Origin of the sequence: Humibacter sp. RRB41 (assembly GCF_022761015.1) — a bacterium.
Lineage (GTDB): Bacteria > Actinomycetota > Actinomycetes > Actinomycetales > Microbacteriaceae > Humibacter.
Genome location: NZ_JAKWJQ010000001.1, coordinates 483,173 through 505,657, shown reverse-complemented (window position 1 = coordinate 505,657; position 22,485 = coordinate 483,173). Strand labels below are relative to the sequence as shown.

The following is a 22,485-nucleotide window of genomic DNA, read 5'->3' as shown; positions in this document are numbered from 1 at the left end:
CTTCGTCCGGCGCGTCCTCCCGCCGGCCGAGATGAAGACGCGGGCCCGTTCCCCGACGAACAACCTTGAGCCGGCCAGTGCGATGCCACTCGTCGCGCCGGTGATCACCGCGACCTCGCCATCGAGCTTTCTCGCCGCTACTTGACCCCCAGTGCGATGTCGAAGCCACCTCCGTTGCGGGCCAGACCCATGATCAGGATGCCTGCCCACTCCAGAGCGTGCGTCGTTTCGAGTCCTCCCGCGTCGAGGGGCCGCATGCCCAGGCTCTCCAGGAACGCCGCGAACCGTGCCCGCGCTTCGGCGTTGCCTCCGGCGAAGAACACGTCCAACGGCTCGTCTGCGGCGAGTACACCGCGGAAGATCGTGTTGAACGCCTTCACGACGTGCGTGCCCTCTGGGGCGGCGGCGGCGATCTGCTGGGTCGCCGAGTTGCCCGAGGCGGTAACGACCCCGTTCGCGTCGGCGTTGAATGGATTGGTGATGTCGACGAGGATCTTGCCGGCTAAGGCATCGCCGTAGTGCTCGACCACCTCGACCGCGCCGGCGTACAGAACGGCGAGGAAGACGATTTCACCGGCCGGCTTTGCGCCGAACGTGCCGACGGTTGCCCGGTCGCCGATCTGGTCGGCGGCTGCCTGAGCCTTGACGGTGTCGCGGCTCATGATCTCGATCGCGTACCCGTGCTTCGCCGCCCGGGTGCCGATGGCGGTAGCCATGTTGCCCGAGCCGATGATGGTGATGGTGGACATAGCGGGTTCTCCTTCGTGGTGGTTGTTGCGGTGGGCCGTGGGAGTGCTCGATGGTGGTCGAGTTCGATCAAGATGAGGCACCCCTCCGGTAGTCGATTGAACCGGAGGGGTGCCTCAGGTATTCCGGACAGCGGCCCGAATCTCGTAAAAGAATGTTCGTCATCGACATGGAGCGGCGTTGCTGCATGAGAAGCGGAGGGGGCCCTCGCCCCGCGAGGTAACCTGGTCGCATGAGCATCGGCGACCTCGAGCTGACGCAGACTCCCCGGCGCCGGGACGCACAAGAGCGCCACGACCGACTCATCGCCGCAGCACGGCGCGAGTTCGCGGCCCGGGGAGTGGACGCCTCCTTGGAAAGGATCGCTCGCGACGCGGACGTCGCCATCGGTACCCTCTATCGTCACTTCCCGACCCGCATGGACCTGCTCATGAGCGCCTTCGAGCCTCGGCTTCGGGAGTTTCTCGACGGGTCGACGAAGGCCCTGGAGATCGACGACCCCTGGGAAGGGTTCGTCTACTATCTGGAGAACCTGTTTCGCGTGCAGGCGGGAGACCGAGGTTTCAACGACTTCCTTTCCCGCCGCTTCCCGGGCAGCGCCGACACCGAGCGCATCCACGACCAGATGTGCGAACAAATCGAAGATGTGCTCACCCGGGCTCAAGAAGCCGGCGAGGCGCGCCCTGACATCACTCTGGCCGACATCGTCAACCTCATCTGGTCCAACGGCCGGATGATCGACGCCACGAGCACCACCGCGCCCAACGCATGGCGGCGCTACCTCTACCTCATGCTGGACGCCTACCGGGCAAAGCGGGCGCACCCGATCCCCGAGCCGCCGATGACGGACAGGCAACTCTACGACGCCATGGTCCACCTCAGCACAGCGGACTGAGGAGCGGCCGCTCGCGGCAGCCGGCCCGCAAACGGTACAGCCTGCGGATACCTCGGGCAGGCCGCCGTCTGAAGGTGGAACCGACAAGCGCGCGCACCTACGATTGGCGCGTGACCACGACGACCCGCACTACCGGAGCCCTAGCCGGCTGGACTCATCTCTACTCAGGCAAGGTGCGCGACCTGTACGTGCCGGAGGGCACGGCATCCGTCGAGACCGCCGACGCGCTGCTCGTCGTCGCGAGCGACCGCGTGAGCGCGTTCGACTTCGTGCTCGAGCCGGGCATCCCCGGCAAGGGCGAGCTGCTCACGACGCTGTCGCTGTGGTGGTTCGACCGGCTCAGCGACGTGCGCAACCACCTGCTCGCCGATCGCACGATCGACGGTGTGGAGCGCATCCCCGCTGCCGTCGCCGGGCGCGCCATGCTGGTCAAGCCCCTCGACATGTACCCGATCGAGTGCGTCGTGCGCGGATACCTCACGGGCACCGGCTGGCTCGATTACCAGCGCACGCAGGGCGTCTGCGGCGTACCGCTTCCCGCCGGCCTGCAGAACGGCGACCGGCTCCCCGAGCCGATCTACACCCCGGCGTTCAAGGCCGAGCAGGGCGAGCACGACGAGAACATCAGCTTCGAGCGCACTGTCGAGTTGGTCGGTGCGGATGCCGCAGCGCAGCTTCGCGACGCATCCCTCGACGTGTATCGGCGGGCATCCGCCATCGCCGAAAAGCGCGGTCTGATCCTTGCTGACACGAAGTTCGAGTTCGGCACCGACCGCACTACCGGCGAGCTCACGCTGGCCGACGAGGTGCTCACCAGCGACTCGAGCCGCTACTGGGATGCCTCAGCCTGGCGCACCGGCACCACTCCCGCCGAGCGCATGGCGAGCTTCGACAAGCAGATCGTGCGCGACTGGCTGTCTGCGAATTGGGACAAACAGGGAACCCCGCCGACGCTCCCTGACGACATCGTGCAGCGCACGGCCGCGCGCTATCGCGAGCTGCTCGAGCGACTGTCAGGGGACTGACGCAGCGAACGAGGCCCCCTGCGCGCCAACCCGGCAACGACCAGCAGCGCGCCGGCAGCGAGCATGGCGGCAGCGGTCCACGCCGTTCCGACGACGCTCGAGCCCGAGTCGGCCAGAACATCGGACGGTGCGGCGGGTGAACTCGGCGGGGTCGAGGGACTCGTACCGGGCGACGACGGCACGACGACGATCTCGGGCGCTGTGACGTTCGCCGCCAACGCCGGCACCACGATCGGGGGCGGCGGGTCGAACCCGGCGGGCGGCAGGACGGCGAGCTGATACTCGTCTCGCTGTTCCGTGACGATCGAGTAGGTGCCATCCGGCTGCACGGGCACCGTCACCGGCGAGTCGTCGATGGCCATGACAGGCGTGCCATCCGATGACTGAAGCTCGACGCTGGTCCCGGGGGGCACCGGCTGCGAGGCATCCGCACCGCCGAGCGCCACCTGACCGGTGATCGTGGCGGTGGGTGCAGGTTGCGCGAGCCACAGCTGGTAGTTCGGGCTGCCGGAGAGCGCGCCGTACAGAAGGCGGATGCCGCGCACCGCGGTCGTGGGCATGAACCAGGCGTACGCGCCGGCCGTGTCCTTGATGTTTCCGTAGACCGTGCCTGGCGTGTACGTGATCGAGGTCGTCCCATAGGTGACGGTCTGGCTGCCCGGCCCCGGCACCCAATTCGGCACGTCGAAGGGTGCGGTCGCAGTCGAGCACACGGAAGGCTTCGGAGAGGCGTTGTCGCAATAGTTGCCGACACCCTGTTCGCCGAGTTCGCTGGCAGGCAACGCGTTGCCTGAGGCATCCAGCGGCTGGATGAACACCCAGTCTGCATCGATGTCACCGACCGCGAATCCCCAGCCTGCGACGGGCGCCGAGTCGAACGTCACCGTGGTGGTGGACGGCGTAGGCGTGCTGGTGGACGGCGGTGTGGGTGCAGGGGACCCGCTGCGCGGTCGCAGGGTCAGGTAGGGCTGCTTTCGCGTCGAGCCGAACTCCTGACCGAACGCGGTGTTCGCTCCGAGGTACGCGGACTCGCCGCTCGGTGTCGTCACGGAGACCGAGTCGGTCGAGACAGTGGCATCCGCATCGCTCGGGCTCGTGAAGGTCGCCGTTCCCGTGAAGGCGTTGGCGGAACCCGATGTCGTCCACGTCGGAAATGCGCCGATCGTGCCGGCCGGCACGGCCGACGCGGGCATCGCCCCGATGATCATCATGGCCCCGAACACCGCCGCAACAGCCAGCGCTTTTCCCCGAATACGCACGAAGGGAACGATACGTGGAATGCACGCGAGTGACCAGAGTCGCCCGGAATGGATGCGTTCGCATCGACGTTGCACACGACATGTCCGACGCACGCAATCTCGACCGGCTCGCCGCCGACACGGCGATGGGCGGCGTGACCCTGCTCGTCGCCGACCTCGATGCCATGACCACCTACTACCGCGACGCGGTGACGCTGCGTGCTGGCGGCAGAAGGCGACCGCGTGGTGCTCGGACGTCGGAACACTACGGTGATCACCCTGCAGCACAGCCCCGAGCTGAAGCGCGCCGCGCCGCGCTCGGCCGGGCTGTTCCACACGGCGATCCTGTTCGAATCGCAGCGGGCACTGGCATCCGCCGTGTACTCCGTCGCACAGCGTGCGCCCGGCACGTTCACCGGCAGCTCCGACCACCTCGTCAGTCAGGCGTTCTACTTCGACGACCCGGAGGGCAACGGCGTCGAGCTGTACTGGGATCGCGACCGCACGCAGTGGAGCTGGACGCACGGTCGCATCGAGATGGGCACGCTCTACCTCGATCCGAACGCGTTCCTGCAGCAGCACCTCGTCGAGCAGGATGTCGACGACCCGGCCGTCGGGGGCGCCAGCGTCGGACACGTGCACCTGTCTGTCGGCGACGTGGCCTCCGCGAGGGAGTTCTACGTCGACCGGCTCGGATTCGACACGACGGCAGAACTCGGCGGATCCGCATTGTTCGTCAGCGCCGGCGGATACCACCATCACATGGCGATGAACACGTGGAACAGTGCCGGCGCCGGCCGGCGATCACCGGCACTCGGGCTCGGTCGCGTCGACATCGTGCTGCCGTCGAACGATGACCTCGGAGCGGCGGCGGAGCGGATGTCGCACTACCGCGTGCCCGTACGCGACGACGGCCGGGCCCTCGCGTTCGAGGATCCATGGGCGAACGCCATCCGGCTGACGGCGTCGTCGCCCACGACGGCCGCGTAGCCGCATCTCGCCGATCGAGTAGCGGCACGGGCGCGTGGCGCTACTCGGCCACCGGGGCTGGATTCTTTGCGCCGACGACGGGCGTGCCCTGCGTTGAGCTCCAGTTCGTCGTGTTCTTCGGCCGCACGAAGAACAGCACAACGACGGCACCGAGCAGCGCGACCGCTGCCGGCAGCAGTAGCGTCTGCGACATGGCATCCGTGAAGGGCTGCGCCACGATCGCGGGAAGCTTCGTTCCGCTGAATTCCGATCCGCTCGACGCGGAGTGCAGGCCGTTCGCCGACAGCCGTCCTTGAATGAGTGCTGCGATCGCCGCGCTGCCGAGCACGCTGCCGACCTGGCGAACGGTGTTGTAGATGCCCGCGCCCGCGCCGGCTTGGGCCGGAGGCAGGTTGTGCGTCGCGGTCACCGACAGCGGTGCCCAGATGAACGCGTTCGCGATACCGAGCACGGCGCTCGGTATGAGCAGGCGCGCCCACACGTCGACGTTCGGGTCGAGCCACGCGGAGTACCAGACCAGGCCGATCGCCATCAGGAAGAGCCCGAAGAACGCCAGGTAGCGCGGATGCACCCGGTCGGCCAGGCGTCCGACGAACGGTGAGATCGGAATGACGACCAGAGCCATCGGCACCATCAACAGCGCCGATTGGGTAGGCGTGAATCCGAGCACCAGCTGGGCGAAGAAGATCAGCGGCAGCGACATGCTCGTGACGGTGAATCCGACCGTGCTGATCGCCATGTTCGCGAGCGAGAAGTTGCGGTCGCGGAAGAGCTTCAGCGGCATCAGGGGTTCGCCCTTGTTGACCGCCTGCCACACCACGAAGGCGGCCAGCACCACGATTCCCGCGATGATCAGCCCCCACACGGTGATCGGGCCGGTGATGGTTCCCCAGTCGTACGTCGCGCCCTCCTGAATGCCGAAGACGACCAGGAAGAGCCCGATCGCGCTGAGGATGACGCCCAGGATGTCGAACGAGTGCTGGTGCGTCGGAAGCTTCGGCACGAGGATCACGGCGGCGATGAAGCCGATCACGCCGACGGGCACATTGATGAAGAAGATCCACTCCCAGCCGAGGCCGTCGACGAGCACGCCGCCGAGCAGCGGGCCGACCAGCATCGCAACGCCGGAGGTGGCGCCCCAGAGCGCCATCGCTGCTCCGCGCTTGTTCGGCGGGAAGGTGCGGGTGATCACGGCCATGGTCTGCGGCGTCATCATCGCGGCACCGAGTCCCTGCACGACGCGGGCCGTGATGAGCAGCTCGATCGAACCCGCGAAACCGCACCACAGCGAGGCGCCGGTGAACAGCACGAGACCGATCAGGTAGATGTTCTTGGGTCCGAAACGGTCACCGAGGCGTCCTGTGACGAGCAGCGGAACCGCGTACGCGAGCAGGTAGGCGCTCGTGACCCAGATGACCGAGTTGATGTCGGTTTTCAGGCCCTCGAGAATCTTCGGGTTGGCGACCGACACGATGGTCGTGTCGACCAGGATCATGAAGAATCCGATGACCAGCGCCCAGAGCGCCGGCCACGGACGAGTCTGCTTGTCCATGTTCTTCTTTCTTGATGAGGAGGGTCGATCGGTGATGACCGATCGAAGTCGATGGGGGTTGTTCGGCGATGCGGATGACCGCCTTTGTTGTTACGACGCGCAGGGCGCGGTCTGATCGACGGTTACCAGTCGATGGTTTCGTTCTTGAGGTCGACGATGAGGGCCTCGACCCAGGCGATCTCCGCCTCGACGACGGCGCGCATGTACGAGGCTTCGAGCCAGTACTTGCGCTCGAGTTGCTTGTTCTCGAGATGATCCACCGCACGACCGACAAGCTCGATCTGACCGTGCATCTCCATTGCGCGCTTGTGCAGCAGCCGGATCACCGTGTCACGGGGCAGGTTGTGCGCCTCGGCGATCGCCTGCGGAAATTCCGGGTACTCGTACTTCCAATCGCCGAGCATCTCGGTGATGCGCTCGAGCATGCGGTCGTGACCGGCATCCGTGATCTCGTAGGTGGTGCGCTCCGGCCGGTTGCCTTCGCGCGCCGTTCCGGTGGCACGCACGAGACCGTCGCGTTCGAGCCTTTCGACCGCGTGGTACAGGGAGCCGGGACGCACCTTGACGATCCGATCCTCCGATCGGGTCATCAACGTCTGGAACATCTCGTACGGATGCATCGGCCGCTCGATCAGCAGGCCGAGGATCGCGATCCCCAGTGGCGTGAGCCCTGCCATGTGCGTTCCTCCTCTCTGCCAGAGCGACGGGTGTGGGCGGCGTGATCGACGCACTTCACCCGGTTTGATTATTCCATCTGGAATATTAGACGCGGAATAGCGAAAATCGCAAGCTCGGCGTGAAGCGTCGACGACGTGTGCTCGACTGCCCGGCTGCCCGACTGCCCGGCTGCCGAGGCGAGACCGCTGCTAGCCGCGGCGTCGCGAGGCGGATGCCGTGAGGTGCGCGCGCATCGCCGCCGCAGCACCGAGGGGGTCGCCCGAGCGGATCGCGTCGGCGACAGAGCGGTGCTCGGCGAGCGCTGCCGCGGCATCCACACCGTCGTGCTGCGCCGGATCGATGCGTGCGTGCGTCACCACGATCGCTCGTGCGCCGACCCGCTCCAGACTCGCCAGCAGGTACCGGTTGCCGGAAGCGGCAGCGACAGCACGGTGGAACGCGAAGTCGGCCTCGACTGACTCGGCGGGGTCCGCGGCATCCTCGAGCGCTGCCGCCGCGGCCTCCACCGCGGCGAGATCACCGTCGGATGCCCGACGTGCGGCCAGCGCAGCCGCCTCGGTCTCGATGGCGAGGCGGAATGCGTGCAGCTCTGCGCGCTCTGTCTCGCTGCGTGCAGCGAGCCAGTCGTCCCCGGCGACGGGCGCCGGCGGTGTCAGCGCATAACTGCCCGATCCGACGCGGGTGCGCACGAGGCCGCGGGACTGGAGCCGCTGAAGAGCCTCTCGGATCACGCTGCGGCTCGCGCCGAATTCCTCAACGAGGCGCCCCTCGCTCGGCAGACGCTCGCCCGGGGCGATCTCGCCGTCGACGATCCGCTCGGCGAGGGTGCGGGCGATCGCTTCCGCGCGCGGTGCTGTCATGCGCTCATCGTCCCATCCGCGCTCAGGCCTCGATCGTGACCGACTCGGTCGTCCACGCCCTCGCCTGGTCGCTGAAGGTGATGCCGAGCCCAGGGCGGTCGGGCACGATCATGCGACCGTCGCGCGTCTCCAGCCGCTCCTCGAAGAGCGGATCGAGCCAGTCGAAGTGCTCCACCCACGGCTCTCGTGGATAGCACGCTGCTAGGTGCAGATGGATCTCCATCGCGAAATGCGGAGCGAGGTCGAGTCCCGCGCGATCGGCGAGAGTCATGAGCCGCAGGAACTGGGTGATGCCTCCGATGCGCGGCGCATCCGGCTGGATGATGTCGCACGAGCGGGCGGCGATCAGCTGCTCGTGCTCGGCGACGGAGGAGAGCATCTCGCCGGTCGCGATCGGGGTGTCGAGTGCGCGTGCCAGATCGGCGTGCCCCTCGGCGTCGTAGGCGTCGAGCGGCTCTTCGATCCAAGTGAGGTCGAACTCCTCGAGGCGACGACCCATGCGGAGCGCCGTCGTGCGGTCCCACTGCTGGTTGGCGTCGACCATCAACGGAATCTCGTCGCCGAGGTGCTCGCGAACGGCGCGCACGCGGCCGAGGTCTTCGAAGACATCCGGCAGCCCGACTTTCATCTTGATGCCTCCGATCCCCTCGTCGATCGACTGGTCGGCCCGGGCGAGCACCTCGCCGATCGACGCGTTGAGAAATCCGCCAGACGTGTTGTACGTGCGCACAGAGTCGCGATGCGCCCCGAGCAGCTTCGAGAGCGGCAACCCCGCGCGCTTGGCCTTCAGGTCGTAGAGGGCGATGTCGATTGCGGCGAGCGCCTGCGTTGCGACGCCCGATCGGCCGACCGAGGCACCCGCCCAGAGCAGCTTCGTGGAGAGCTTGGCGATGTCGTTCGGGTCTTCGCCGATCGCAGTGCCAGCGACCTCTCGAGCGTGCGCATACTGCGCCGGCCCTCCCGCACGCTTCGAGTAGCTGAAGCCGTGGCCGGAGAAGCCCAGTTCCGTATCGATCTCGGCGATCAGGAAGACGACCTCGGTCATCGGCTTCTGCCGCCCTGTGAACACCTTCGCGTCGGAGATGGCGACCGGCAACGGGAGGCGCAGCGTCGAAAGCGTCACCGTACGGATCGCGTCGGGGGTGTAGGTCATGCCCGTTAATCTATCGGACAGATCTGCAATCCATCAGACATATGATCATGGATGCCCGACGACAGGCCTCGACGGCGAGCACCGAATGAGGCGAGCCGAGGAATTCCGGGCGAGGCACGCCGAGGAACCGGATCAGGCGATGCGGTCGTTCCTCAGGCCGAGCAGCGCCGGAAGGTCCGCGATGCTGTCGATGACGGCATCCGCTCCGGCGAAGGTGAGCGCGCGCTCGTCGTGCCACCCCGTGAGCACGCCGACGGTGACCCCGGCGCCGGCCGCGAGCCCGCTCTCGATATCGGAGACGGTGTCGCCGACGACGATCATCGAGTCGACGGACGACGTACCGGTGCGCAGCAGAGCCGTCAGCGCCAGATCTGGGTATGGCCGGCCGCGCTGAACGTCGTCCGAGCACAACACGACGTCGGCGAGGTCGTTCCACGACAGCGCGCCCAGAATCGCCTCCATCGTGCACCGCGTCAGCCCGGTCGTGAGGGCGACCCGAACGCCGTTCTCGCGGAGCGTGCGGATGGTCAGCTCGGCGCCCGGCACCGGCTCGAGCCCCTCGCGCTCCGCCAGTTCGGAGAAGGCGCCTTCGAACTCACCGACCGCACGAGCGGTCTGGTCCTCATCGGCGGCGAGCTCGCGGAGCACCTCGCCCTTGGCCCGGCCGAAGTTCTCGCGCACGAACTCGAGAGCAGACACGCGCGCCTCCGCGGCCGTCGCGATGCCGGCGCGATCCATCGCCAGCACGTACGCGTGCTCCACCATGCCGTCGTCGACGACCGTGGTGCCCGCCAGTGCCAGCACGACGAGTTCCACCTCGATCTCTTCCACCTCGTCGAGGTCGTCGATCTGCTCGTCAGGCACGTCGTCGAGGTCGCGGAATGCGAACTGCTCGGCTGCGCGCCTGCTGCTGACGACGACGTCGTGTGTGCTCATCGAAGACCCCCTCGACCCTGCGTCGGCGAGCACACGGGCGGTACTCACCGGTGGTGACAGTAGGCGACTGCGCGGAACATCCGGCCGAGCGCCGGTGGATGCCAGGTGAACGGCAATCGAGCGATCGGCACGCACACCCGTTCACCGGTAGAATTGCAGGCATCCGTCCCGCAACCTCCAGGGGGTTCACCGTGCCCACCATCGTCGTCGACGTCATGCCGAAGGCCGAGCTGCTCGATCCGCAGGGCAAGGCCATCGCCGGGGCGCTCGCACGCACCGGCCGTGGCAGCTTCGACGTGCGCATGGGCAAGCGGTTCGAGCTCACGACGGATGCCCCCGTGACCGACGAGCTGCTGGCATCCGTTCGGGAGATCGCAGCTGACGTGCTGTCGAACGGCGTGATCGAAGACGTCGTGGCCGTGACAGTGGTCGAGCCGGCAGTCGTCGACGCAGCAGAGATCGCCTGATGCGCATCGGCGTCATCACCTTCCCAGGATCGCTCGACGACCGGGATGCCCGCCGCGCCGTACGCGCCGCCGGCGCCGAGGATGTCGCGCTCTGGCACGGCGACCACGATCTCTCCGGTGTCGACGCGCTCGTCCTGCCCGGCGGGTTCAGCTACGGCGACTACCTGCGCTGCGGCGCGATCGCCAGCCTTTCGCCGATCATGAACGAGGTCGTCGACGCCGCGAACAAGGGGATGCCCGTGCTCGGCATCTGCAACGGATTCCAGATGCTCGCCGAGGCGCACCTGCTGCCTGGCGGGCTGATCCGCAACGACCACGGCGCGTTCATCCGCCGTGACCAGCACCTTCGGGTCGAGAACACCGCGACCGCCTGGACGAACGGCTTCACGGCTGGTCAGCAGATCGTCATCCCGTTGAAGAACGGGGAGGGCGAATACGTGGCATCCGCCGAGACGATCGAACGGCTCGAAGGCGATGGCCGGGTGGCGTTCCGCTACCTGGGTGTGAACCCGAACGGTTCGATCAACGACATCGCCGGTGTGACGAACGAACGCGGCAACGTCGTCGGGCTGATGCCGCACCCCGAGCACGCAACCGAGCCCGGCTTCGGTCCCGACACCCGTGCCGCGATGCGTTCAGGCGTCGACGGCCTGACGTTCTTCACGTCGGCGATCGCCGCACTGCAGGCGGCGTGACCGCACGGGTCGCGTAAGAACGCCAGGGTGTCCGCAAGGTGCAGACACGGTGACCGGTGAGGAGTGCGATGTTCCGGGGCATGCTCGCACGGTTCGAACCGCTCTTCCGCCGCGTCGACCGTCTGGCGGGAGGCCGTCGCTCCGACGTGCGCATCGACGAGGCGATGCTGACGCATCCGCGTACGAAGCGTGCGTTCACCGCGATCACCTGGCTGCTCGTGGTGGAGTTCGCGATCGGGATCGCCGCGGTGGTCGTCGCGCTGGTGCTGGCGACCGACGGCGTTCCCGTCGAGTGGTCGGTGTGGATGCGCACCGTCGTCGTACTCGGCATGACGGCGACGCTGTTCTATTTCGCGTGGCGGGCATCCCTCGGGTACTACTGGGGGTACTCGCGGCTGCGGCTGTTCAGCAAGATCTTCCCCGTCATCACGCTTGTGCTTGCGGCGATCCCCGGGCTGTATCCGCTCTGGATGGTCACCGAGCAGATCGTGTTCAGCCTCATCTTGATCGGCGTCGCCGACTACCTCGACTCGGACCACATGCGAGCCGCGTTCCCGAAGCCACAGCAGGGCTGACGTCTCGCCCCCAGCTGGTTCAACCGACGGCGACCCTGCGGTAACGGATATGGGTCGTCAACGGCGAGTGGAGCACCTCGACGGGCTCGAAGTCGAAGGTCTCGATGCCGTCGAACAAGCGCTCGCCGCTGCCCAGCAGAACGGGCGCGATGTCGAGCGTGAGCTCATCGATCACGCCGGCGCTGAGCGCCTGTCGAACCGTCGAGCCACCGCCCGCGATGTCGACACCTCTGCCGTCGGCCGTTTCGAGTGCCAGCGCGTAGGCGACGTCGAAGCCCTCGGTGACGAAGTGGAACGTCGTCCCGCCCTCCATCTCGATCGGTTCGCGGGCATGGTGCGTGAGCACGAAGACCGGAGCGTGGTACGGCGGCTCGGGTCCCCACCATCCGTTCCACGGTCCGTTCCACTCACCACGGATCGGGCCGAACATGTTCCGACCCATGACGTAGGCACCGCGAGGACGCATGAGCCATCCGTTGGCCGTCGCGTCGGCTTCGGTCGCGCGCGGGTCGCCGACGTGCCAGCCGTGCAGCTCACCGCCCCGCTTGCCCAGCGGATTGTCCCGGCTCTGGTCCGGTCCCGCGACGAAGCCGTCGAGCGAGATCGACATGTGGCAGGTGGTGTCGGGCATCGGAAGCTCCCAGGAATCGGTGACGAACGCAGGTGATATGCGCCAACGTAGCCGATGGCCCCTACGCCTCGGTATGCCCCAACTGCGCCCGCGGCACGAACGCGACCGATGTGCGAGACGACGAGTTCAGCTCGAACAGGATCACCTCGTTACCGTCGCGGCGCAGCACAGGTCCCGGCACGAAGAGTGTCGACTGCGGTCCGCGCGACCAGTAGCGGCCGAGGTTGAACCCGTTAACCCAGGCGATGCCCTTGCCCCAGCCGGAAGTGTCGAGGAACAGTCCCGGAATGGAGCTCGGTTCCGTGTCGAGGTCGAAGTGGGCACGCACAAAGGCCGGACCGCGCACGCCGTCGGCATCCGTCGGAGCCGCGGTGACGGCATCCAGCACGACCGTCAACTCCTCGAGACACAGCGGACGCACGTCCCAGCCGGTCAGCGGCTCGCCGCCCAGCGTGACCGGACCGATCAGCCCCTTCGGCTCCCCGATCCTCGGGCCGTAGTCCACTCGCCCCTGGTCTTCAACCAGCAACGTGAGGCGTCCCGATCCCGCCGGCACGACGAGCGTGCTCTCGTGGTGGTCGCGCGAGAGAACGCCGATGGGTCGGTCGTTCAGGAACACCTGGGCGCGGTCCCGCACCTCGGCGAAGCTGAGCACGGCATCCGCGCGTAGATCGATGTCAGTACCGTAGAGCGCAAAACCGCCGTAGTGCCCGAGCTCGTCGAGGGTCGGCGTCTCGTCGCGATGGTGCTCGGTGCCGAGCCGGTCGGCAACTGCGCGCAACGGGACGACGCGGTCAACGGATGCCGTCAGCTCTGGAGCTGGTTGCGCCACCTGGGGCACCTCGTCGGGCACCGGCGCGTACCTGGCGATGACCTCCCTGAACGCCCAGAACTTCGCCGTCGGATCCCCCGACTCGCTCAGCGGCGCGTCGTAGTCGTAGCTCGTCACGATCGGCTTGTAGACGCCCTTGTCGTTGGCGCCGTTCGTGAAGCCGAAGTTGGTGCCGCCGTGGAACATGTAGATGTTCACGGATGCACCGGCGGCGAGCAGCTCGTCGAGGTCGGCTGCCGACTGCTCGACGGACGTCGTGTGGTGGTGCGCACCCCAGTCGTCGAACCAGCCGTCCCAGAACTCCGAGCACATCAGGGGGCCGGTTGCCTGGTGCCTGCGCAGCACGGTGAGGCGCTCGGCGGCACGGGAGCCGAACGACCCCGTCGTGAGAAGGTCCGGCAGGGTGCCTGCGGCGAGCATGGCATCCGTCGGTTGGTCCACCGTGGTCAGCGGCACGGTGATGCCGGCCGCCCTGGTGACGTCGGTGAGTTCGCGCAGGTAGTCGTGGTCGTCGCCGTAGGCGCCGTACTCGTTCTCGACCTGCACCAGGATGACCGGTCCGCCCCGGTCGATCTGCTGCGGCGCCACGATCCCCAGCACTCGCTGCAGATAGGCGGTCACCGCGGCGACGAAGTTCGGCTCGTTTTCACGAATGCCCACCGCTGCGTCACGGAACAGCCAGGCGGGGAGGCCGCCGTTGTCCCATTCAGCGCAGATATACGGTCCAGGCCGCACGATCAGGTACATGCCGGCCTCTGCGACGATGCGGATGAAGCGCGCGAAGTCATGACGGCCGGACTCGAGCCACACGCCGGGCTCCGGTTCGTGGAAGTTCCACGGAACATACGTCTCGATCGTGTTGAGGCCCATCGCCTTGGCCTTGGCCACGCGATCGGCCCAGTGGTCCGGGTGCACCCTGAAGTAGTGGATGGCGCCGGAGAGAATGCGGAACGGCCGACCGTCGAGAACGAAATCGTCCCCCGCGATACCGAAACTGCTCATGGAATGTTGCCTTCGTGACAGCAGAAGTCGGCCGGCCGAGCGTGCGGCCGACCGACTTCTGTAGGGATGTTGCTACTTGCCCGTTACCGTGAAGCCCTGCTGGTTTCCGTAGGAGACCAGCGCCTTCTGCCAGCTCTGCAGAGCCGGATCGAGACTCGTGCCGTTGGTGTATGCGCTCGAGAAGGAGTCGCTGAACACGCTGTTCGCATAGACCTGATACGGCAGGTATGACCAGCCGGAGAGCACGTTCTTCGACCCGTCGACCAGAACCTGGTTGATCTTCTGGCCACCGAAGTACGCCGGCGCCTGGTTCAGGAAGGAACTGGACTCGAGGTCGGACGTCGTCGACGGGAATCCGCCCGACTTCACGAAGATGCTCGTCGAGGCCTTGCTGTTGTTCAGCCACTTCAGGAACCCTGCGGCGAGCGCCTGGTTCTTGCTCTGCTTCAGCACGGCCTGCGAGCTTCCGCCGTTCTCGGCGTTGGCGGCCTTGCCGTCATACGTCGGCATCGGGGCGACGCGCCAGTTTCCCGAACCGTCTGGCACTGATGCCTCGAAGTTGCCCGGCATCCAGGCGCCGGTCACGAGCGTGGCGATGGTGCCGTTGCCGAGGCCCTTGAACCAGTCGTCGCTCCACCCGGCGACCGGGGAGAGCAGCTTGTTCTCGACCAGCTGGTTCCAGACCGCTGTGTACTTCTTGGTGCCGGAGTCCTGCAGGTTGATGCCGACCTTGGTGCCGTTCACCGTGAACGGGTGGCCGCCGGCCTGCCAGATCATGCTCGTCGCCATGCCTGCGTCACCGGTGTCGGACGTGATGTAGGCATCCGGGTTCGCTGCGTGCAGCTTCTTGGCGTCGGCCACGTACTGGTCCCAGGTGGTGGGAACCGTGAGGCCGTACTTGTCGAACACTGCCTTGTTGTAGAACAGCGCCATGGGGCCGGAGTCTTGCGGCAGGCCGTAGACGCCGCCGTCGATGTTCACGTCGTTCCAGGAGCCGGTCGAGTAGTCGCTCTTCAGCTTGTCGAAGCCGAACGAGGTGAGGTCGACGAGCGATTTGCTGAGGGCGAACTGCGGCAGTGCGAAGTACTCGATCTGCGCGACATCCGGAGCACCGGAGCCCGCCTTGATCGTGTTCTGCAGCTTCGTGTATTCGTCGTTGCTGGTGCCGGCGTTGACGAGCTTGACGTGCACCTTCGGGTACGCCTTCTCGAACGCGGCGACCTGGTCCTTCGCCGAGGGGGTCCACGACCAATAGGTGATCGTGCCGCCCTTGGCGAGCGCCGCTGCGACGTCATCCGAGCTGCCGCTGCTGCCGGTACCTGTCGACGAGCACGCCACCAGCGCGCCGCCGACCATGGCGGTCGCTGCGATCACTGTGGAGATGCGCCGCCAGGTCCGAGCGGAGCGAAGTCCGTTCTTCATGGGGTTTCCTTTCGCTTCTTTGGGGAGGAGATGGGCAGGACGCCCTGGGAGGTGAGGTCTATTGCTTGACGCTTCCTGCGGCGAGGCCGGATTGCCAGAAGCGCTGCAGGAGCAGGAAGATCACGACGACCGGGATGATCGTGAGCAGCGAGCCCGTGATCACGAGGTTGTAGATGGGCACGGCCGCTGCACCGTTCGCCTGGGCACTCCACTGGCTGAGGCCGACCGTGAGCGGATACCATGTCGGGTCGCTCAGCATGATCAGCGGCAGGAAGTAGTTGTTCCACGTCGCGACGACCGCGAACAGCAGCACGGTGACGATGCCAGGCGCGAGCAGCTTGATCGAGATCGTGAAGAACGTGCGGAACTCGCCTGCGCCATCCATGCGGGCCGCCTCGAGCAACTCGGTCGGGATGGCCTCCGAGGCGTATGTCCAGATCAGGTAGAACCCGAACGGACTGATCAGAGACGGCAGGATGATCGCCCACGGCGTGTTCGTGAGGCCGACCTGGCTGAAGAGCAGGAACGTCGGAACCGCAAGAGCTGTACCAGGGACGGCGACCGCACCCAGCACGACAGCGAAGACCACGCGACGACCGGGGAAGCGGAACTTCGCCATACCGTACCCGGCGATGGTGGCCAGCAGCGTCGCGCCTCCCGCGCCGAACACGACGTAGAGCAGGGTGTTGCCGAACCAGTGCAGGAAGATGCCGTTGTCGTAGGTGAACGTCTGGCCGATGTTCTGGAACAGCACCATGGTGTTGCCGAACCAGAGGCCGAACGACGAGAACAAGTCGCCCTGGGTTTTCGTGGCGTTGAAGATGAGCCAGAGCAGCGGCACCACCGAGTAGAGGACGAAGATCACCATGATGATCGTCAGGGTGATCGACTTCTTCGATCGAGGTGCCCCGGACTTGGAGCTCGACCGCATGCGACGTGCGGCGCGCGACGGCGGACGGGTCGGGGTTCGAGTGGTCACTGTTCTCGTGGTCACGGTGCTGTCGCTCGCGGCGCTCATCAGCGGTTCTCCTGACTCGTTCCGCGCAGCTGCACGACGTAGGCGATGACAGCGGTGATGATGCCCATCACGATGGCGACGGCCGCTGCGTAGTTGTACTGCTGACCCGAGAACGACAGGTTGTATGCGTACATGTTCGGGGTGAAGTACGTGCTGATCGCGTTCGGTGCCAAAGGCTTGAGCAACTGCGGCTCGTTGAACAGCTGGAAGCTTCCGATGATCGAGAAGATCGTGGCGATCACGATCGCACCGCGCACGGCGGGGATCTTGATGCTGAAGACGGTGCGGATGGCTCCGGCTCCGTCGATCTCGGCCGCCTCGTAGAGCTCGGTCGGGATGACTTTGAGCGCCGCGTAGAAGATGAGCATGTTGTAGCCCATGAACTCCCAGGTGACGATGTTGCCGATCGAGCCGAGGATCCAGTTGGAGCTGAGCGGCTGCAGCAGGTCGAAGCCGAGCAGATGATTGATGTTGCCGGCGAGGCCGAACTGGTCGCCGTAGATGAAGCCCCAGATCAGCGCGGCGACCACGCCGGGAACGGCGTAGGGCAGGAAGACCATGATGCGGAAGAACCCTGCGCCGTGCACGCGGGCGCTGTCGAGCGCGAGCGCCGCGATCAGCGACAGCACGAGCATGATCGGCACCTGCACGACCAGGAACAGAGAGACTCGGCCGAGCGAGCCCCAGAACTTCGGATCGCTCAGCACGGACACGTAGTTGGCGAAGCCGACGAACGCGTTGCCGCCGACGAGCTGATCGCGGAAGAAGCTGAGGTAGATCGCGTAGACGACCGGTACCACGATCATGGCCAGGAACACGATCGCGAAGGGTGCGATGAACACCCAGCCCTTCCAGTCCTTACGATCTCGCCGGGCCGTTGGCGATTGGCCCTTTCGGCGTGCGGCCGACAACGTCGTCATGTAGGTGATTCCTTTTTCTCGTCCCGATGTTTACGTGAACATCAGCCGCTGTACCATAACATGTTCACGTCAACATGCGCGAAACGAGGGTGAATCGATGACGGAGGCGCGACGAGGCGGCCAACCGAGCAGGGGCCCGTCGATGCAAGACGTGGCCAAGCATGCTGGAGTCTCGTCACAGACCGTCTCGCGCGTCGCGAATGGCCTGCAGAATGTCGAGGAATCGACCAAGAAGCGGGTGCAGGAGTCGATGCAAGCGCTCGGGTACCGGCCGAACAAAGCGGCAAGGGCACTGCGGTCCGGCCGCTTCCACAACATCGGCGTCGCGATGTTCACGCTGTCGTCGTACGGCAACATGCGCATGCTGGATGCCGTGGCATCCGCTGCCGCCGACAGCGGATACTCGCTGACGCTGGTGCTGGTCGGCAAGCCGACGCAGCACGACGTGAGCGACGCATTCGACCGACTGCTCGAGCACGGGGTGGACGGCATTCTGATCGTCATCGAGGCGCATCTGGCCGACGCCGCAGTCGTCGAGCTGCCGGCCGGACTTCCCCTCGTGGTGGTCGACTCGGTGACCCGCTCGGACTATCCCGTCGTCGACAACGACCAGGCGGGAGGTGCACGCCTGGCGACGCAGCACCTGCTCGATCTCGGCCACGAGACGGTCTGGCACCTCGCCGGCCCCGAGCCGTCGTACTCGGCGACCCGGCGACTCGACGAATGGAGGTCGGTGCTCTTGCACGCCGGACGCACGGTACCTCCCGTGATGCACGGCGACTGGTCGACGGCTGCCGGGTACCGAGCCGGTCTGGAGTTGGCGGCACGCGACGATGTCACAGCGGTGTTCGCCGCGAACGACCAGATGGCGCTCGGCCTGCTGCGCGCCTTCCACGAGCTAGGGCGCGACGTACCTGGCGACATCAGCGTCGTCGGCTACGACGACATGCCGGAGGCCGAGTCGTTCTGGCCGCCGCTGACGACGGTGCACCAGAACTTCGAATCCGTCGGGCAGCGCAGCGTGCAGGCCCTGCTCGCTGAGATCGAAGACGGCCCCGGCCGCACCGGGACTCTGGTGGTGCCGACCAGGCTCGTCGTGCGCTCGAGCACTGCAGCCCCGCGCGCGATCGCCGCGACCGGGTAGCCTGCCGACGCCCAGTCGCGGCCGTGCGGAACACATCTAGACTCGAGGGGTTCTGCGCGCTTCATCTGCGCTCACAATCCTCGAGGAGTACGCCGCGTGACCGAGCCCGTGAACCAGCCGCCCGCGAACCGGCAGCAGGGCACAGCACCCGAAGCATCCGCCGCCCCCGTGGCCTCCGGCCTCGACACGGTCGAGAACGCCGCGGCGACCCCGGACAAAGAGCAGCCCTACGCGACGCTCGGACTCAAGGACGACGAATACGCGCGCATCCGCGAGATCCTCGGCCGCAGGCCCACCAGCGGTGAGCTAGCGATGTACTCCGTGATGTGGAGCGAGCACTGCTCCTACAAGAGCTCCAAGAAGTATCTGCGCCAGTTCGGGCAGAAGGTCACGCCTGAGATGAAGAAGAACCTCATGGTGGGCATCGGCGAGAACGCCGGCGTGGTGGATGTCGGCGAGGGCTGGGCGGTCACGTTCAAGGTCGAATCCCACAATCACCCCAGCTACATCGAGCCGTTCCAAGGGGCGGCGACAGGCGTCGGCGGCATCGTGCGCGACATCATCTCGATGGGCGCACGTCCGGTCGCCGTGATGGACCAGCTGCGGTTCGGCAAGATCGACGAGCCCGACACCGCACGCGTCGTGCACGGCGTCGTCGGCGGCATCTCGTTCTACGGCAACTGCCTCGGCCTGCCGAACATCGGCGGCGAGACCTACTTCGACCCGGTGTACCAGGGCAACCCGCTCGTCAACGCGCTCTCGGTCGGCGTGCTCCGCCACGAGGACCTGCACCTGGCGAATGCGTCGGGTGTCGGCAACAAGGTCGTGCTCTTCGGGGCGCGCACCGGCGGGGACGGCATCGGCGGGGCATCCATTCTGGCCTCCGACACGTTCGCGTCGGGTGGCCCGACCAAGCGGCCGGCCGTGCAGGTGGGCGACCCGTTCGCCGAGAAGGTGCTCATCGAGTGCTGCCTCGAGTTGTTCGCGGAGAAGCTGGTGGAGGGCATCCAGGACCTGGGCGCCGCCGGCATCTCGTGCGCGACCAGCGAGCTGGCCTCCAATGGTGATGGCGGCATGTACATCTCGCTCGACGATGTCCTGCTGCGCGACCCGACGCTGACGGCCGAGGAGATCCTCATGTCGGAGTCGCAGGAGCGCATGATGGCGGTCGTCACGCCAGAGAAGCTCGACGCGTTCCTCGCCGTGACTGCCAAGTGGGATGTCGAGACGAGCGTGCTCGGCGAGGTCACCGACACGGGGCGGCTGATCATCGACTGGCATGGCGAGCGGATCGTCGACGTCGACCCTCGCACGGTCGCGGTCGACGGGCCGGTATACGACCGCCCCGTCGCATACCCGGCGTGGATCGACGCGCTGCAGGCATCCTCGGCCTCCACCTTGGCGCGACCCGACGGCACAACCGAGTCGGGCACGGCCGAGCTGCGCGACCAGTTCCTTGCGCTGGTCGGCTCACCGAACCTCGCCGACAAGAGCTGGATCACGAACCAGTACGACTACTACGTCGGCGGCAACACGGCGCTCTCGTTCCCCGACGACGGCGGGATGATCCGCGTCGACGAGGGCAGCGGCCTCGGCTTCGCGATCGCCACCGACGCCAACGGCCGCTACGGTCAGCTCGACCCGCGCCAGGCTGCGCGTCTGGCGCTCGCGGAGGCGTACCGCAACGTCGCCGTCACCGGGGCCGTGCCCGCCGCGGTCACGGACTGCCTCAACTTCGGATCCCCGGAGAACCCCGAGGTGATGTGGCAGTTCTCCGAAGCGGTCGAGGGGCTGTCGGATGCCTGCCTCGAGCTCGGCATCCCGGTCACCGGCGGCAACGTGTCGTTCTACAACCAGACAGGCGCCACCCCGATCTTCCCGACGACGGTCGCCGGTGTGCTCGGTGTGATCGACGACGTCGCACGTCGCATCCCCTCGGGCTGGCAGGATGCCGGCGACAACATCTACCTGCTCGGCACCACCCGCGAGGAGCTCGACGGTTCGGCGTGGGCCGGAACCGTGCACGGTCACCTCGGCGGTCGCCCGCCGGTGGTGGATCTCGACGCTGAGAGGCGTCTCGCAGAACTTCTGCGAGCCGGATCGCTGGAGAGCCTCGTCGGCTCAGCGCACGACCTCTCAGACGGCGGTCTCGCCCAGGCGCTCGCCGAGAGCGTGCTGCGCTTCGGTGTCGGCGCTCGCGTGTGGTTGAGCGAGATCGTCGAGCGCGACGGCGTGGACGTCGCGACCGCCCTGTTCTCCGAGTCCACCGGACGGGTCATCGTCTCGGTGCCGCGCGAGGACGACGTCAAGTTCCGCGGACTGTGCGATGGTCGCGGCTACCCGGTGCTGCGCATCGGCGTCACGGACGCAGCTGTCGGCGAGCAGCCGGTGCTCGAGGTGCAGGATGTCTTCACCGTCGGCCTCGAGGAGCTGCGGGCATCCCACCAGGCGACGCTCGCCGAGCACTTCGGCCCGGTCGTCGGCCAGGGTGCGGCGCAGGAGTACTACACCCCCGGCGCCTGACCCCGCGCCGCCCGCCGGCGCGCCCCCGCCCCGCGAGCACCAGCGGGCGTCCGTTCGCCGACGGCGGTGGCGGGATGGGTTGGCGGGTGGGCGGGGTGGCCGAGGCGGGTCGACGGACTCTTGACCGGGCGGTCAATCAGTTCTACCGTTGTGAGTACCCCGATGGCGGGTCGGCGAGACACGTGGGCACGCACTCGGAGCGACATCGAGGAGGTGTTGATCCATGAAGAAGTGGACACGGTGGCAGGACTGGGTGACGGTGGCAGCTGGTGCGGTCGTGGCACTCGCCGCGATCTGGGTTGCACCGGCGGGTCTCTCGGTCGTCTTGATGGTCGTACTCGGCGTGCTGCTCGTCGCCGCGGGCCTCGTGAACCTCGCGATGCCGGGCCTCGAGTGGATGGAGTGGGTGCACGGCGTGATCGGCGTGCTTCTCTTCGTCTCGCCGTGGGCGGGCATGTACGCGACGCAGATGGGCGCTGCATGGTTCTCGTGGGTGTGCGGTGGAGTCGTCATCGTCGTGACCGTGCTGGAACTGATGCCGAGCTTCACCGAGCGCCGTCATATGGCGCACTCGCACTGAGCATGACACCACAGCGCAGAACCGGCAGCGCGGCCGACACGAGGGCAGGCATCCTGGATGCCGCCGAGCGACTCTTCGCCGAACGCGGCTTCGACGCCACGCCGACCTCCGCCATCGCGGAGGCGGCCGGCGTGCCGAAGGGACTGCTGTTCTATTACTTCCCCACGAAGAAGGAGTTGCTGCGCGCCCTCGTGGCCGAACGGATGACGCTGGGCCCGCTCGACATCGACGCGTTCGCCGAGCCCGGCGACCCGGCGCGCTCCCTGCTCAATCTGACGGCGAAGATCAGGGAGCTCGAGAAGTCCTCCCACGTGCTCGGAATCATCGTCTCGCGGGAGCAGCACACGCATCCCGAGGTGCTGACCGCACTGCTGGAGCACCGAGACCGGCTTCAAGCCCTCATCGAGCGAGTGCTTACGGCGAGCTCGCCTGTGCGTCCGACCGCCGCACGGTTGCGGAGCGCAGCACGTGCCTGGATCGGCATCCTCGCGCTGGGTTCCGACCACGCGACCGAGGCCGCGCGCACCGAACTCACGGCCCTCGCCGACTTCGTCTGCGACGGGCTGCTGCCCGGCAGGCGAGCAAGCGCGACGGGCTGAGAG

21 protein-coding genes and 1 pseudogene are annotated in these 22,485 nt (G+C 66.9%); 10 read left to right on the top strand and 12 right to left on the bottom strand.

Annotated features, from left to right (window positions below; translation table 11 throughout):
- Nucleotides 1-137: 137 nt before the first annotated feature.
- Nucleotides 138-749, bottom strand: a complete 612-nt coding sequence (locus tag MJ603_RS02480) for an NADPH-dependent F420 reductase (protein WP_243062076.1) — start codon at nucleotides 747-749, stop codon at nucleotides 138-140.
- 230 nt (nucleotides 750-979) lie between these two features.
- Here MJ603_RS02480 and MJ603_RS02475 point away from each other — a divergent pair, with 230 nt between their 5' ends.
- Nucleotides 980-1,642, top strand: a complete 663-nt coding sequence (locus tag MJ603_RS02475) for a TetR/AcrR family transcriptional regulator (RefSeq protein WP_243062075.1) — start codon at nucleotides 980-982, stop codon at nucleotides 1,640-1,642.
- Between the two features lie 110 nt (nucleotides 1,643-1,752).
- Nucleotides 1,753-2,667 carry a phosphoribosylaminoimidazolesuccinocarboxamide synthase gene (locus tag MJ603_RS02470; RefSeq protein ID WP_243062074.1) on the top strand — a complete coding sequence of 305 codons (915 nt, stop codon included), beginning with the start codon at nucleotides 1,753-1,755 and terminating at the stop codon, nucleotides 2,665-2,667.
- Here MJ603_RS02470 and MJ603_RS02465 read toward each other — a convergent pair.
- Nucleotides 2,631-3,926, bottom strand: coding sequence for a hypothetical protein (locus MJ603_RS02465; RefSeq protein ID WP_243062073.1), 1,296 nt, complete (start codon nucleotides 3,924-3,926; stop codon nucleotides 2,631-2,633). The two genes, MJ603_RS02470 and MJ603_RS02465, sit on opposite strands and share 37 nt — an antisense overlap.
- Nucleotides 3,927-4,051: 125 nt before the next feature.
- On the opposite strand from MJ603_RS02465, the pseudogene MJ603_RS02460 reads away from it, so the two are divergent.
- A pseudogene (locus MJ603_RS02460) lies at nucleotides 4,052-4,895 on the top strand (VOC family protein).
- A 40-nt stretch (nucleotides 4,896-4,935) separates the two neighbouring features.
- On the opposite strand, the gene MJ603_RS02455 reads toward MJ603_RS02460, so the two are convergent.
- From MJ603_RS02455 to MJ603_RS02435, 5 genes are all read right to left on the bottom strand, one after another.
- Nucleotides 4,936-6,447, bottom strand: a complete 1,512-nt coding sequence (locus MJ603_RS02455) for a DHA2 family efflux MFS transporter permease subunit (protein ID WP_243062072.1) — start codon at nucleotides 6,445-6,447, stop codon at nucleotides 4,936-4,938.
- Between the two features lie 122 nt (nucleotides 6,448-6,569).
- Nucleotides 6,570-7,124, bottom strand: a complete 555-nt coding sequence (locus tag MJ603_RS02450; protein WP_243062071.1) for a PadR family transcriptional regulator — start codon at nucleotides 7,122-7,124, stop codon at nucleotides 6,570-6,572.
- 189 nt (nucleotides 7,125-7,313) lie between these two features.
- The gene (locus tag MJ603_RS02445) at nucleotides 7,314-7,985 is read right to left on the bottom strand and encodes a FadR/GntR family transcriptional regulator (protein ID WP_243062070.1); all 672 of its coding nucleotides are present in this window, start codon (nucleotides 7,983-7,985) and stop codon (nucleotides 7,314-7,316) included.
- Nucleotides 7,986-8,007: 22 nt separating this feature from the next.
- Nucleotides 8,008-9,138 (bottom strand): mandelate racemase/muconate lactonizing enzyme family protein, encoded by a 1,131-nt coding sequence (locus tag MJ603_RS02440; RefSeq protein ID WP_243062069.1) that lies wholly within the window; start codon nucleotides 9,136-9,138, stop codon nucleotides 8,008-8,010.
- Between the two features lie 132 nt (nucleotides 9,139-9,270).
- On the bottom strand, nucleotides 9,271-10,074 hold the full coding sequence (locus tag MJ603_RS02435) for an HAD family hydrolase (RefSeq protein ID WP_243062068.1): 804 nt from the start codon (nucleotides 10,072-10,074) through the stop codon (nucleotides 9,271-9,273).
- A gap of 191 nt (nucleotides 10,075-10,265) precedes the next feature.
- Here MJ603_RS02435 and MJ603_RS02430 point away from each other — a divergent pair, with 191 nt between their 5' ends.
- The 3 genes from MJ603_RS02430 (at nucleotide 10,266) to MJ603_RS02420 (ending at nucleotide 11,811) form a co-directional block, all read left to right on the top strand.
- The gene (locus tag MJ603_RS02430; RefSeq protein WP_243062067.1) at nucleotides 10,266-10,541 is read left to right on the top strand and encodes a phosphoribosylformylglycinamidine synthase subunit PurS; all 276 of its coding nucleotides are present in this window, start codon (nucleotides 10,266-10,268) and stop codon (nucleotides 10,539-10,541) included.
- Complete coding sequence (purQ, locus tag MJ603_RS02425) at nucleotides 10,541-11,236, top strand: phosphoribosylformylglycinamidine synthase subunit PurQ (protein ID WP_243062066.1); 696 nt, start codon at nucleotides 10,541-10,543, stop codon at nucleotides 11,234-11,236. Before MJ603_RS02430 ends, purQ begins: the two co-directional genes overlap by 1 nt.
- 68 nt (nucleotides 11,237-11,304) lie before the next feature.
- Nucleotides 11,305-11,811: a hypothetical protein gene (locus MJ603_RS02420; protein WP_243062065.1), complete on the top strand. Its 507-nt coding sequence runs from the start codon at nucleotides 11,305-11,307 to the stop codon at nucleotides 11,809-11,811.
- 19 nt (nucleotides 11,812-11,830) lie between these two features.
- Here MJ603_RS02420 and MJ603_RS02415 read toward each other — a convergent pair whose 3' ends face one another.
- From MJ603_RS02415 to MJ603_RS02395, 5 genes are all read right to left on the bottom strand, one after another.
- A complete protein-coding gene (locus tag MJ603_RS02415; RefSeq protein WP_243062064.1) occupies nucleotides 11,831-12,442 on the bottom strand; it encodes a dihydrofolate reductase family protein in 612 nt (203 codons plus the stop codon).
- Between the two features lie 61 nt (nucleotides 12,443-12,503).
- Complete coding sequence (locus MJ603_RS02410; protein WP_243062063.1) at nucleotides 12,504-14,276, bottom strand: beta-galactosidase family protein; 1,773 nt, start codon at nucleotides 14,274-14,276, stop codon at nucleotides 12,504-12,506.
- A gap of 72 nt (nucleotides 14,277-14,348) precedes the next feature.
- Nucleotides 14,349-15,698 (bottom strand): sugar ABC transporter substrate-binding protein, encoded by a 1,350-nt coding sequence (locus MJ603_RS02405; RefSeq protein ID WP_243062062.1) that lies wholly within the window; start codon nucleotides 15,696-15,698, stop codon nucleotides 14,349-14,351.
- A gap of 58 nt (nucleotides 15,699-15,756) precedes the next feature.
- Nucleotides 15,757-16,716, bottom strand: coding sequence for a carbohydrate ABC transporter permease (locus tag MJ603_RS02400; protein ID WP_374230788.1), 960 nt, complete (start codon nucleotides 16,714-16,716; stop codon nucleotides 15,757-15,759).
- Nucleotides 16,716-17,636, bottom strand: a complete 921-nt coding sequence (locus tag MJ603_RS02395) for a carbohydrate ABC transporter permease (protein WP_243062061.1) — start codon at nucleotides 17,634-17,636, stop codon at nucleotides 16,716-16,718. The genes MJ603_RS02400 and MJ603_RS02395 overlap by 1 nt, the downstream gene beginning before the upstream one ends.
- Before the next feature lie 142 nt (nucleotides 17,637-17,778).
- Here MJ603_RS02395 and MJ603_RS02390 point away from each other — a divergent pair, with 142 nt between their 5' ends.
- The 4 genes from MJ603_RS02390 to MJ603_RS02375 all read left to right on the top strand — a co-directional run bounded on the left by MJ603_RS02390 (nucleotide 17,779) and on the right by MJ603_RS02375 (nucleotide 22,482).
- Nucleotides 17,779-18,780, top strand: a complete 1,002-nt coding sequence (locus tag MJ603_RS02390; protein ID WP_243062060.1) for a LacI family DNA-binding transcriptional regulator — start codon at nucleotides 17,779-17,781, stop codon at nucleotides 18,778-18,780.
- Between the two features lie 168 nt (nucleotides 18,781-18,948).
- Nucleotides 18,949-21,303 carry a phosphoribosylformylglycinamidine synthase subunit PurL gene (purL, locus tag MJ603_RS02385; RefSeq protein WP_243062707.1) on the top strand — a complete coding sequence of 785 codons (2,355 nt, stop codon included), beginning with the start codon at nucleotides 18,949-18,951 and terminating at the stop codon, nucleotides 21,301-21,303.
- Nucleotides 21,304-21,526: 223 nt separating this feature from the next.
- A complete protein-coding gene (locus tag MJ603_RS02380) occupies nucleotides 21,527-21,883 on the top strand; it encodes an SPW repeat protein (protein ID WP_243062059.1) in 357 nt (118 codons plus the stop codon).
- A gap of 2 nt (nucleotides 21,884-21,885) precedes the next feature.
- Nucleotides 21,886-22,482 carry a TetR/AcrR family transcriptional regulator gene (locus MJ603_RS02375; protein ID WP_243062058.1) on the top strand — a complete coding sequence of 199 codons (597 nt, stop codon included), beginning with the start codon at nucleotides 21,886-21,888 and terminating at the stop codon, nucleotides 22,480-22,482.
- The last annotated feature ends 3 nt before the right edge of the window (nucleotides 22,483-22,485 follow it).

Excerpts from the sequence above, each read along its gene's own strand:
- MJ603_RS02415 (WP_243062064.1), bottom strand. The coding sequence starts at position 12,442 with ATGCCCGACACCACCTGCCACATGTCGATCTCGCTCGACGGCTTCGTC.
- MJ603_RS02435 (WP_243062068.1), bottom strand. The coding sequence starts at position 10,074 with ATGAGCACACACGACGTCGTCGTCAGCAGCAGGCGCGCAGCCGAGCAG.
- MJ603_RS02380 (WP_243062059.1), top strand. The coding sequence starts at position 21,527 with ATGAAGAAGTGGACACGGTGGCAGGACTGGGTGACGGTGGCAGCTGGT.
- purQ (WP_243062066.1), top strand. The coding sequence starts at position 10,541 with ATGCGCATCGGCGTCATCACCTTCCCAGGATCGCTCGACGACCGGGAT.
- MJ603_RS02455 (WP_243062072.1), bottom strand. The coding sequence starts at position 6,447 with ATGGACAAGCAGACTCGTCCGTGGCCGGCGCTCTGGGCGCTGGTCATC.
- MJ603_RS02420 (WP_243062065.1), top strand. The coding sequence starts at position 11,305 with ATGTTCCGGGGCATGCTCGCACGGTTCGAACCGCTCTTCCGCCGCGTC.
- MJ603_RS02450 (WP_243062071.1), bottom strand. The coding sequence starts at position 7,124 with ATGGCAGGGCTCACGCCACTGGGGATCGCGATCCTCGGCCTGCTGATC.
- MJ603_RS02400 (WP_374230788.1), bottom strand. The coding sequence starts at position 16,716 with ATGAGCGCCGCGAGCGACAGCACCGTGACCACGAGAACAGTGACCACT.
- MJ603_RS02445 (WP_243062070.1), bottom strand. The coding sequence starts at position 7,985 with ATGACAGCACCGCGCGCGGAAGCGATCGCCCGCACCCTCGCCGAGCGG.
- MJ603_RS02410 (WP_243062063.1), bottom strand. The coding sequence starts at position 14,276 with ATGAGCAGTTTCGGTATCGCGGGGGACGATTTCGTTCTCGACGGTCGG.
- MJ603_RS02440 (WP_243062069.1), bottom strand. The coding sequence starts at position 9,138 with ATGACCTACACCCCCGACGCGATCCGTACGGTGACGCTTTCGACGCTG.
- MJ603_RS02405 (WP_243062062.1), bottom strand. The coding sequence starts at position 15,698 with ATGAAGAACGGACTTCGCTCCGCTCGGACCTGGCGGCGCATCTCCACA.
- MJ603_RS02475 (WP_243062075.1), top strand. The coding sequence starts at position 980 with ATGAGCATCGGCGACCTCGAGCTGACGCAGACTCCCCGGCGCCGGGAC.
- MJ603_RS02375 (WP_243062058.1), top strand. The coding sequence starts at position 21,886 with ATGACACCACAGCGCAGAACCGGCAGCGCGGCCGACACGAGGGCAGGC.
- MJ603_RS02480 (WP_243062076.1), bottom strand. The coding sequence starts at position 749 with ATGTCCACCATCACCATCATCGGCTCGGGCAACATGGCTACCGCCATC.
- MJ603_RS02390 (WP_243062060.1), top strand. The coding sequence starts at position 17,779 with ATGCAAGACGTGGCCAAGCATGCTGGAGTCTCGTCACAGACCGTCTCG.
- MJ603_RS02395 (WP_243062061.1), bottom strand. The coding sequence starts at position 17,636 with ATGACGACGTTGTCGGCCGCACGCCGAAAGGGCCAATCGCCAACGGCC.